General features: G+C 39.7%; 5 protein-coding genes. 2 read left to right on the plus strand and 3 right to left on the minus strand.

The window, feature by feature from the left end; all coding sequences use genetic code 11:
• Positions 1–374: 374 nt before the first annotated feature.
• Complete coding sequence (locus APHWEB_RS05320; protein WP_020848915.1) at positions 375–587, minus strand: hypothetical protein; 213 nt, start codon at positions 585–587, stop codon at positions 375–377.
• Between the two features lie 928 nt (positions 588–1,515).
• On the opposite strand from APHWEB_RS05320, the gene thiC reads away from it, so the two are divergent.
• Positions 1,516–3,189 carry a phosphomethylpyrimidine synthase ThiC gene (thiC, locus tag APHWEB_RS05325; protein ID WP_011450711.1) on the plus strand — a complete coding sequence of 558 codons (1,674 nt, stop codon included), beginning with the start codon at positions 1,516–1,518 and terminating at the stop codon, positions 3,187–3,189.
• A gap of 3,126 nt (positions 3,190–6,315) precedes the next feature.
• On the opposite strand, the gene topA is transcribed toward thiC, so the two are convergent.
• The gene (gene topA, locus APHWEB_RS05330; protein ID WP_011450708.1) at positions 6,316–8,751 is read right to left on the minus strand and encodes a type I DNA topoisomerase; all 2,436 of its coding nucleotides are present in this window, start codon (positions 8,749–8,751) and stop codon (positions 6,316–6,318) included.
• 1,007 nt (positions 8,752–9,758) lie between these two features.
• Here topA and APHWEB_RS05335 point away from each other — a divergent pair.
• Complete coding sequence (locus APHWEB_RS05335) at positions 9,759–10,391, plus strand: cation:dicarboxylate symporter family transporter (protein WP_011450705.1); 633 nt, start codon at positions 9,759–9,761, stop codon at positions 10,389–10,391.
• Positions 10,392–10,936: 545 nt separating this feature from the next.
• Here APHWEB_RS05335 and APHWEB_RS05340 read toward each other — a convergent pair.
• Positions 10,937–11,158, minus strand: a complete 222-nt coding sequence (locus APHWEB_RS05340) for a hypothetical protein (protein ID WP_011450702.1) — start codon at positions 11,156–11,158, stop codon at positions 10,937–10,939.
• Positions 11,159–11,257: the final 99 nt, after the last annotated feature.

Below are 11,257 nucleotides of genomic sequence, written 5' to 3' on the forward strand. Positions count from 1 at the left end.
AATTAATGAAGAAAATGAAATCTTTACTTAATATGGCTTTATAAAAAAGCTCCACTGATAAAAATATATGAGAAATGTGATTTTAAAACCCTGTCATCCGTCGTCATAATGCAGAAATAAAAATGCTAAAAAGAGTTATTTTTATGCCTTTAGGAATATAACCTAAGAATCTACGGGAATAACATTTTCTTCAGCATATAGATGCTATCGCGATAAATAGAGACGCTAGCATAACTCTCCCCTATCCCCAAAAAGCAACTATTAGCATTTCCCATTTGGCTTTTAGTGCACGTTACATGCTTTATGACTTGAATATTATTAAAAATCTTCAAGATTTCCGATATACATCAAACACAAGCAGGTATCTAACTTAGCTAAAAAAGGCATGAGAGCATTTCAAGAAGTAAGCGATTGGCTATTACTTTGGAGAAATAATCAAATGACAGACAAAAGGGCTTAGAAGTCTTGTCTACCAAAGCCCTTGAACCTAGATCTTTAATCTTCGTACAAGTTATGTCGCTGATGAAAATACCATTTACATCAACAACCATATCCGTGAAACCATATGTTTGTAGTAGCATTGCCATATGGATCACTGAATCTATGGAAAGATATCATTTAAGGTTTATGTTTTACTTATTAAAAGGTCTGAGCTTTGCTTACGAGAGACAAAGTATTCCATCAAGATTCTATAGATAAGTCTCTTTTTAGATACGTAAAATCGCTACGAAGTGATATTATCGCTTTGCTATTACCTGAGAACTTATGATGGCATACCTTCCGTAAGACCTACTGTTATTACGATGATATATCTCACTCTTCTATAAAGCCACTGCCTGTATCCCAAGTACAGAAGAGTCATAGCAGCACGCGTGTATACTAAATCCTGCTGCTATATATCATTGCGCACATTACGTAACTTAGTCGCTTCGCTGTTGTCTCCTATAGATAATCTTGATTATTGACGAGTTGCAGAATTGCCTTCATAGCTTCGTTTAAACACTACACCTGAGCATGATGAGAATTCTCTAATGCTAAACCACAAATTGCGCTGTTAAGTTCAATGCTAAAACACTTACATGCTACCTTTTACCTGATAGCTTAGTTAGATCATACCAGGTACATGCAGAGATCTCTTGGAGTGATTAGGCACACGCCTTTTAGATATTTATTACCTGCTCCAAGATCAATGCGGGTACTACTAATACAGTGCATTTTATCAAGCCCGGTATGTGTGTAATATTGGGCATTCATCTTTCGGTAGGAGAATTACAGTAAGTAACAAGGGAATCCTATTCCTAATCTCTTTTCCACGTGTTACTTCTCCGTTGTACTAGATGTTCTCCTTGGAAGGATACTCTAGGACGGTACAGTACACGTTTTACTTCACACAATTAGTGTGTAGTTAATATATCACATCTTCTGACATAATATGTTTATAAAGAAGAGATTTTTATTTAAGATTGTATAATATATTCCATAAATGTATGCTAACCGGGAATATTTTTCATCCTAATGCACATGAATATTTCTGAAATTTACCCATCATCTAATAAAATATACATTAATTGCACTCTATATCCGGATGTTAAGGTCGGAATGCGTCAAATAAATATTAGAAATTCTTCGCAGCGTTTCCTTCTCTACGATACTGCTGGTCCTTATACTGATTGCGATATTAAGGTTAATCTGACTGAAGGAATATCTAGCATAAGGCGAGATTGGATAGCTCGCAGGAATGATACCTATCCTATACGTAAGGCTAAGACTAATTCTGATGCTCGAGGTGTAAAGGCTCTTTCTGGAGATGATAGAGTAATATTGAAAGGAATAGCTGGAGGTGCTCCAGTGACTCAACTCTTTTATGCTAAAAAAGGTATCATAACACCCGAGATGGAGTATGTAGCCGTGCGGGAGAACGCTTTGCTTGAACAGGCTGAAGCTATCCCTGGTCTGTTATTGCCTACTAAGACACGTAAAATAACACCTGAGTTTGTGCGTGAAGAGGTGGCTTGCGGAAGGGCTGTAATCCCATCAAATATCAATCATCCGGAATCTGAGCCTATGATTATAGGTAGAAACTTCCTTGTGAAAATAAACGCTAATATAGGAAATTCTGCCGTACTTTCAAATATCGAAGATGAAGTGAAAAAGATGGTTTTAGCAGTTACGTATGGAGCTGATACAGTTATGGATCTGTCTACTGGTCATGATATTCACAACATACGAGAATTGATAGTGCGCAACAGCCCTGTGCCTATAGGTACTGTGCCTATATATCAAGCTCTAAACAAAGTTAATGGCATAGTTGGAGATTTAAGTTTTGAAGTATTCAAAGAAACGATAATAGAGCAGGCCGAGCAGGGGGTGGATTACTTCACCATACACGCGGGTGTGTTGAAGAGCTACATTGAGCATACCCGTTCACGCACTACAGGAATTGTATCGCGTGGTGGTGCAATAATGGCACAGTGGTGCTTGCTACACAACAAAGAGAACTTCTTGTACGAGAATTTTGAAGAGATTTGTGAAATAATGCGTAGTTACGATGTAACATTCTCTTTGGGGGATGGTCTTAGACCTGGCTCAATTAATGACGCCAATGACGTAGCGCAGTTTTTAGAGCTTCGCACTTTGGGAGAATTGGTAAAAATAGCACGTGCGCATGATTGTCAAGTTATAGTAGAAGGTCCTGGCCATGTGCCTATGCATTTGATTGAAGAAAATGTAAAAAAGCAACTTGATTTTTGTGATGAGGCGCCATTTTATACACTAGGCCCTCTGACTACGGATATAGCTCCTGGCTATGATCACATAACCAGTGCCATTGGTGCTGCTATGATAGGTTGGTATGGAACTGCGATGTTGTGCTACGTAACACCTAAAGAGCATCTCGGATTACCCAATGCCGAAGACGTAAAAGCGGGTGTTATATCTTATAAAATCGCGGCTCACGCTGCTGACCTGGCGAAAGGTAATCCGGCCTCGTTTGCCCGTGATTATGCTCTCAGCCAAGCAAGATATGACTTTAGGTGGGAGGACCAGTTTAACTTGTCTATAGATCCCGCAACTGCTAAAAAGCTGCACGATGAATCTTTACCTGGAAAGGGCGGAAAAACAGCGCATTTTTGTTCCATGTGTGGGCCAAAATTTTGTTCCATGAAACTTAGCAAGGCTCTCAATGATTGACGTATTATTTCCGTTAATAGCATTTTTTGTCCATACGCTACAGCGCGCGTTTACAGCTTGAAATGGAACTTTTCGCAGTATATTCCCAAGGAAATGAGTTATTTAGTGTAATTAAGAGACTAGTGAGAGAGATGGTAGAAAAAACGTCATGTGATATTTTACCCACATTATCTATAGACGAGGAGCAAGCAGATGTTTTTTTCCAGTAGAAAATGATGATGGTATACCAATGCTATAAAAATGCAAGTGCGTAATATGATTCTCAAAGGTGTGTGATATTTACCAGTTTTTTTGGTTGTGTTCACGCGAACAGTAAAGGGACGTGCTGGTCGGGTATTGTTGCAACACAACGAGAGCTTTGTGGGATAGCGATGCAATATGGAATCTTTGAGGAGCCTTAGGTGTATTTATAATATTTTGCTTGGAATTGTTTCGTATAGGAACGGGCAATTTCTGATGTAATCATTTTTCGCTGATGCTGACAGAACCTTTGCATATATAAGAGAGCCTGTGGATATATTTACTTTAGCGGTAGATTAGTGCGTTTTGTGCTGGGGGGATATTTTAAAAGTCTCGAGAGACAGAAATGCAGTAGCTGAGCTTTACAAGGGTATTGTATTACGGTTCATTATCGCAGTTTGAAGAACTACATCGAGAGATTATTACTATATATAAAGCTATAATGTCTGAATGCTATAGCAGGAGCTGTATGCTTTCTTAGTGTGGGATATAACATGTTTTTAAATAATGCGTATATCCTTACTCTCTATTTGTTACGCACGTTGCTGTGAAAAAGCGCTAAGTTCGTGTAGTGTCTCGAGCTGCTTTACCTCTAGAGAGGTACTCCTGCAGGAAAAATGTAAATTTGGTAACAGCTAACTAACACATGATGCTAATTTACCATACTTATTCAAACTCCATATCAATTTTACAAACTCGTATTAGAAACCATTCCAACATAACAGGCAGAGCAGGGACTAACGGCTATCACATAGTCTTTGTTGTTGTATTTTGCTTTCTGTAAAGAGTATACATTTGCCTCTCGCAAATTTAACCTAGCGGCACGGCATAACGATAGAGAAATAAAGATTTTGCCACTTCAAAAAGAGATTGATTCCCTCACTAGTTATATGCGCACGTAGGTACTACTGCTTTCTCGGTGGGAGCGCAGCATTGCAGATATCTAGGAAGAGCAAATTAATACGCACTGGTAGCGTTGCTACTTTAAGTTATGTCAGTAACGATATAATCGCTCAAGATTATAAATAGCAGCTTGTTACAGTGCTTGTGGCTTCTGCTGCGGATAATATGCTTAATTGAGCTAGAATATATGCCCTGTATAGTTACCATGTGTGAAGATGCCATGCTAGCTATATGTCATAGATGTCAGTAGCACTTTGCTGCACACCATCGCAGATATTGAGTACGAGCAATTTAAAATACTTTATGGTAGCAGTACTGATTTATAGTAATTGTGTTTCACCACTATAAAGATTAGTGCATGGCTTATGCAGCGTACGATCTCTCGGTACCTATAGCATTACTTTCCGAGTCCCCACAATTAGTTGACGCATAAAAAATGCCACGCTACTACAGCGCAATATGCGCGAGCAGTGCTTTGGCGGGCGCACATCCTAATAGCTCGAGAAAAAGCAGCTTAACGCGTACTTGCAAGTTAACATCATTTTCTAGAGATCGAATTCAAAGACGGTGTCTTTTTGCACCCTATGCACACTTCTAAGGCAGAGTTAGTCCTAGAACACACCTGCTCTGTGCAAAATCTCGCTTTTATAGCTCTTAGCATAGCGCCGAATGCATATAACACAACACCATTGTGCTGTAGACGAACACATTGTGATACGAAAATGCAGCTTTTACCACCCTTTACCTTGTTATAAACTCCTCACGCTCCTTCCAGATTGGTATCCCACTATGATTGCTTTGAAGAATTTGCCTTAGCAAGGTGCTTATATATTGAGCGTTACGTACATCAATAAGTTGCCTAAGAAATCAGTGGCGTGTCGGATATTATGCCAGATGTACTGCAGCTATGGCCAGTTAGGTGACGTGTAAGGCAGGGGTTTGTATAGGAAGCAACATGAAAGGGCAGATGAATGATGACATAGCCGATATCGATATATTAGTTCTGCACAAATGTTGCCGCTACATTTTATACATTAGCTCCTACATAGGTACTGCTACGAGGGAAGTATAAAGGCAGTAGGTGCGCAATAGTATTGTATAGCTGATAATATGAAGACGGATACAGAGCATTATGGCATGCATTATGAGAAAAGATGCTAACCGCTACGGTAGTCAGCATTCAGTAGTATATGTATTGTGGGCAGAGTTTTACAAGCAAGGGAATCATACTATTGCCGCAGTTAATATGGTGATGCAGGTTAGCACACGGGGGATATCTAAGAAGCCAGATGAATGATGATGTAGACGTCGCATTAGTTCTACGACAATATTGCTGCGCGGTAAGTATTTATGCAATACAGGCTGCTGTAGCGGTATTATACTATTAGTGCTGCATTTTTTAAAAGTAACGCGACTGTGTTGTGGATAATTCACGACGGAGAGCATTTTGGCATGCATTATGAGAAAAGATGCTAACCCGCTTAGCCTTTCCACTTTACGCATCTACAAAAGAACTCATCTCGATAGCCTTTAAAGATAACAGTCACAAACGCTACTCTTAGTAAACGTATCCTAAACAAACAGAGCATCTCGCCATAACTATAGACAGCTCAAGAAGATCAGGTTCTGTGCGCTTTTTCGTAATGCACTGCAAGGCTCATAAGCTTGCACCATTGCGCAGAGAGCGAAGTCTAGCCAATACCTCAGTATTGCGCCTACAAGGTATATCGTAGAGAGCTTTATGCACTCTTCGTCCAAGATAGGCAATATTGCACGTGCATCTTTTCTTCAATCAGCCAGATCTATGAATCCACAAGTGCCTAATGCGCATGATAAAGCCTGTTAGAGAGCACTCTATAATATAACGAGAGGAACTCACTGTTAAAGTTGTGCAGCAGGCTGAAGGCAGGAGAGAGCGCTTAAAAATGCGATCGACACATTACAACCCAGGCTACCCTAGCTTTATACCAATTAGCTCTTCTTTTACTGTTTCTGACTCAGTAACAATATAGCATCCTCTAGCGTAATGTCTTCAGATCTACCCTTGAGCGCTACACTTGTCTTGTCACACTTTAGGTAAAAGCCGTACCTGCCCTTACATACGTATATATCTTTACCATCCTTGTTCTGACCCAAAAGTTTAGCCTTTTTGTCAGATTGCTTATCTATTATTTCTACAGCTTCCTGATGGCTTATGTTGATGTAGTCTTCCCTATCTTTGATAGAAAAATACACGCCATTGTAAAAAAGGTATGGTCCGAAACGGCCAATACCCAACTTGATCTCTTTATCAGTATCCGGATAGCATCCAAGAACCAATGGAAGAGATAACATCTTCTTCGCAAGATCTACAGTAATTTCACCAGCGCTCTTAGTTAAAGAAACACGCTTTGTGCTGTTACCTAACTGCAAATATTCACCGTATGGCCCACGCTTTAGGAAAATCTCTTCCTGAGTCTCCTCATCTATACCCAAAATTCTTGAGGCATCATCAGCCGGAGAAGCGCTACCATCTCCACCAATTCCTCTCGTATATCTACATTCAGGGTATCTATTGCATCCCAAAAACGCACTAGTCTTACCGATATTGAGCATGAGCTCACCCGATCCACACTGTGGACAAACTCTGCTAATGCTTTCGCCATCTACTGAAGAAAATGCATAATTCTCCAAATCTCTGGTAATAGCTTTCAATATCTCACTAGCTTCAATAGTTTTTACGGAACTGACATCCGATATAAACTTATCCCAAAATTGACTCAAAACCTCCTTCCAAACCATCTTTCCATTTGAGATAAGGTCAAGCTCTTCCTCCAGATTAGCCGTAAAGTCATACTCCACGTACTTTCTAAAAAAGTTCGTCAAAAAGGCGTTTACTATTCTCCCCCGCTCACTTGGAATAAAACGCTTTTGCTCTAGTTGAGTGTACCCCCTTTCCTGCAAAACTGAAATAATCGTCGCATAAGTAGAAGGTCTACCAATGCCGATCTCTTCCATTTTTTTCACTAAACTAGCTTCGCTGTATCGCGCAGGCGGCTGAGTAAAATGCTGATTAGGATGTACTTCCAACAGCTCGCAGCTCTCACCTTCGCGAAGTTGTGGCAACATGCGACGCTTATCACTATCCTCAGAACCATATACTCTATAATAACCATCAAAACTGAGCGTCGATCCAGTTGCATGAAGACTTATTTTCCCACACGATGACTTAATATCCACAGCCACCTGATCTATTACTGCAGACTCCATCTGTGTAGCAAGTGTCCTTTTCCATATGAGAGTATAAAGCTTCAATTGCTCATCCGTGAGGTATTTTGATAGCTGCTCAGGTAGCATAGTAATGTCTGTTGGACGGATAGCTTCGTGCGCTTCCTGTGCATTCTTTACTTTTTTAGTGTAATTCCTAACAGATTTGGATAAATACTTCTCCCCAAACTGCATTTTGATTGTATCACGTATATAGTTTACGGCATCTTCAGAAATGTAAAAACCATCTGTACGCATGTACGTTATAAGACCTACTATTTCCCCTCCGATATCTATACCCTCATACAACTTCTGAGCTATCATCATGGTATTCTTCGCAGAGAACCCCAATTTCGTAGATGCCTCTTGTTGTAGACTCGATGTGATAAAAGGAGGATATGGGTTGCGCTTAGTCTTTTTCGACTCAACAGATTCTACAGTATAGCTCTGATTCTTAACAGTCTCTGCGTATTCCTTGGCTTGCTCTTCTGTGCCTATTGAAAACTTCTCGAGCTTCTCACCCGCATAACACTTAAGAACGGCCTCGAATTTCTCACCACCCTGGTTTTGCAGATCTACTCCAACATCCCAATATTCCTGAGTCTTGAACTGCTCTACTTCATATTCTCTTTCACAAAGTAGACGGAGCGCCACAGATTGCACTCTACCTGCTGACCTACTGCCTGGTAACTTTCTCCATAATAGCGGGGACAGCGTAAACCCCACGAGATAATCCAACACTCTGCGTGTTTGCTGCGCACGAACCAAGTCCATATTTATAGGACGGCAATTATCAACAGCAGCAGTAACTGCTCTTTTGGTTACTTCATTGAACACCATCCTGTTCACTGTAACATCTTTCGCTATGGCACACTTCTCCTTCAAAACCTCTACTATATGCCAAGCTATCGCCTCTCCTTCGCGATCCGGATCCGTAGCGAGATATATAGCCTCTTTTTCAGCACTGACAGTTTTTACTATCTTATCCAGGTGTTTTTCTGATTTTGGGATAATCTCATATATCATTTTAAAATCATTAGAAGGATCAACTGATCCACTCTTCGCTGGAAAATCCCTTATGTGGCCAAAAGAAGCAATAACATTGAATTTCTTCCCCAAGTACTTACTAATAGTCTTCGCCTTAGAAGGAGACTCTACTATGACCACGCCCATCTCAAACCTACAAACAACGCTCCCTTTGAAGCTAGGAACCTAATATTATAAAAAGGGGGTCTTGAAAAGTGTTTTGATATCATAAGCATCAATGCGCCTTACGAAATCTCTTCACAGATTACCAACTATCCTACATATGCAATTATTTCTGTATAGAAAAAAATAATTGCTAAATTATAAACTTTTTCTTAATCAATATAGCACTTTTATAAGAAGTTATACCCGATACTTCTATATAATTGGCAGATGTTTCATATGCAAGAACTTGAGATTTTGCCTTAGCGCAGTAGTTATTTTCTATAAAAATAGCTTGTTCCTTGCCATATTTGAGGATTTCGTCTTGAAATTATCTCTAAATTTACACTGATATTACATTTGCTCTAAATATAGAACTTACTCTTGGAATGTCGTTAAAAAACCTTATATCCGCAAGTATTGCAGGAGTACTCTATACAAGATGCACCATTTTCTGACGCTATAGAAGAAAACATAGTGTCGTAGGCAAAATATATCAACGCATTGTGGAGGTATAACTGATAGATATAAAACTTCGCAAGGATAGCGCTCTCTGCACTAGAAAGGAGCATTAATAGCGCGAAGATCTTTCAAGATTTTTCAAGTCTCTTCTGCAAAGAGATATTCAAAAAAAATCTCAGTATATGAGGGCTCGATTTCCCCGGTCTTCTTATTATATAAGCAAATATAGTTCCTATCCGGATCATGATCTTGAGCCATGATGCCAGTACTAAAAATGATCAGCAATACTTCAGATAGAGCGCTTGCAAATCATCATCTGAGCTAGTAGGCGATACACCTCTTAAAACCCCAAACAGGTAACAGAGCCATGCTTAGAAACATTCTGGAAATATGAGGTGAAAAATCTATAGATTTAGCCTTTGCCAAAAGAATTACTCTGTGAACCGCTATAAAAAACTGACATTTATGTACCACCCTCATGCATGATTTAACTGCTCTTCTGAATTGAATCGCTGAGCACTATATCACTAATGCAGAGCTCGTCTAATCTGCTACTGCATAAAAAAGATATTCTTCGTTTACGTCATGTCAGCGGTCAAGGATACTGTTTCTTTAGCAGGTTAATAGTATTTCTATTACCATTTATCGTTTTTAGTATTGTTTTTCAATCTGTATCAAAATTGCAGGGATACAACGCTATAAAGGTGGTTTTTCTGTTGCTAGGTATGGTCCTTTTGTCAAATTCTGCTTCTGTCTCCGTTGCACATGTTGTTGGAAAGATTGCCATAGGCTCGGTCTCAGAAAATTTGACATGCTTTGATGATGCTAAGCCCTCTGTGGAACTTCTTCCATATTACAGCTTTAGCTTGCCGCGTCATATAAGTAGCCTAAATGCTGTAATCCTTGGCTTCTTATCTGGTATGCTGCTTCCCAGGATGCTAGGAAAAAAGTCTGAAAAGTTATCCAGTATGATGGCTACTTCCAGCGTTTTTGCTTTGGAAAAAGGGTTTGCTCCCATATTGCCTGTGTTCATAGTAGGTCTTGTATTTAAAATGCAGAGTGATAACCTACTCGATATACTAATAAGCAATGCAGAGGCCATTATTCTTATATATGTGCTGACATATTCCAGCACTGCATATTGCGAGTATCCATTACAATGAAATATCTGTTCTATATATGAACAATTATTCTAGTCTTTGAAGTAATCTACTTACGTATAGAATCTTTTCTCACCAAATTCCTGCAACTTTCCAGATCAGATTGCATCACCCAATGGCATTTTACATACGTAATGTCCTAATACTTCTTCAAGCGCATGCGCAGTATGAGAGAATAAAGCGCTTGGGAAACACCCTAAAGAAGTAAAAAGCATAAGCTCTATGAAGAATAACCGTGCATTGTTGAATACAAATTAAATCAGAAAAGGCAGTGGAAGGAGGCCTGAAAGTATCGCGATAACCTACCCAATGGCAGTTTATAGCCCTATCTATGCATGTGCTTAGCTAAAAAAACCTTTGAGTGAGTGTAAAGCACTAATCTATCGCATATTTACAAGAAAACACACTGCTGTTTGTCACGCTCTCTATATTCCCACAAAACCCTACAGATACGTATGTGTGTCCGCTTGCCCATCTGGCAGGCTCTACTTCTTGCCAAACCCTTGCTTTTTGCAAGTATATCCAGCGAGATATTTACACACTACTCCCTACCTTCTATGCCTTTGCTCTCGGATATTATCCAAAATCTCCAGCGCATCATCATCAAGAGACGTTAGACTAGTTCCCGGAACAAGACTAGAAGCACCGCGAAAAGGACGAGAAGAAGTAGAAGGACCTGCTCGCGATCTACTATCTCTTGTCTGGTTGCATGGGGTATCAACATAGCGCGAAAGTTCAAAGACGCCATCAACCCTTTTAACAGCATCCATCTAGAGCGCTGGGGAAACTAAACTCTCCCACACTAGTTTATAGCAGTACATAATACAGTAGAAACTGCAGCACTATCTGTATTGCCATCGGAGGAATGT

The organism is Anaplasma phagocytophilum str. Webster (genome assembly GCF_000964685.1).
GTDB lineage: Bacteria > Pseudomonadota > Alphaproteobacteria > Rickettsiales > Anaplasmataceae > Anaplasma > Anaplasma phagocytophilum.

Bases quoted from the DNA above. Each gene is read 5' to 3' on its own strand.
- APHWEB_RS05340 (WP_011450702.1), bottom strand. From the start codon at position 11,158: ATGGATGCTGTTAAAAGGGTTGATGGCGTCTTTGAACTTTCGCGCTAT.
- APHWEB_RS05320 (WP_020848915.1), bottom strand. From the start codon at position 587: ATGGCAATGCTACTACAAACATATGGTTTCACGGATATGGTTGTTGAT.
- APHWEB_RS05335 (WP_011450705.1), top strand. From the start codon at position 9,759: ATGCAGAGCTCGTCTAATCTGCTACTGCATAAAAAAGATATTCTTCGT.
- topA (WP_011450708.1), bottom strand. From the start codon at position 8,751: ATGGGCGTGGTCATAGTAGAGTCTCCTTCTAAGGCGAAGACTATTAGT.
- thiC (WP_011450711.1), top strand. From the start codon at position 1,516: ATGCACATGAATATTTCTGAAATTTACCCATCATCTAATAAAATATAC.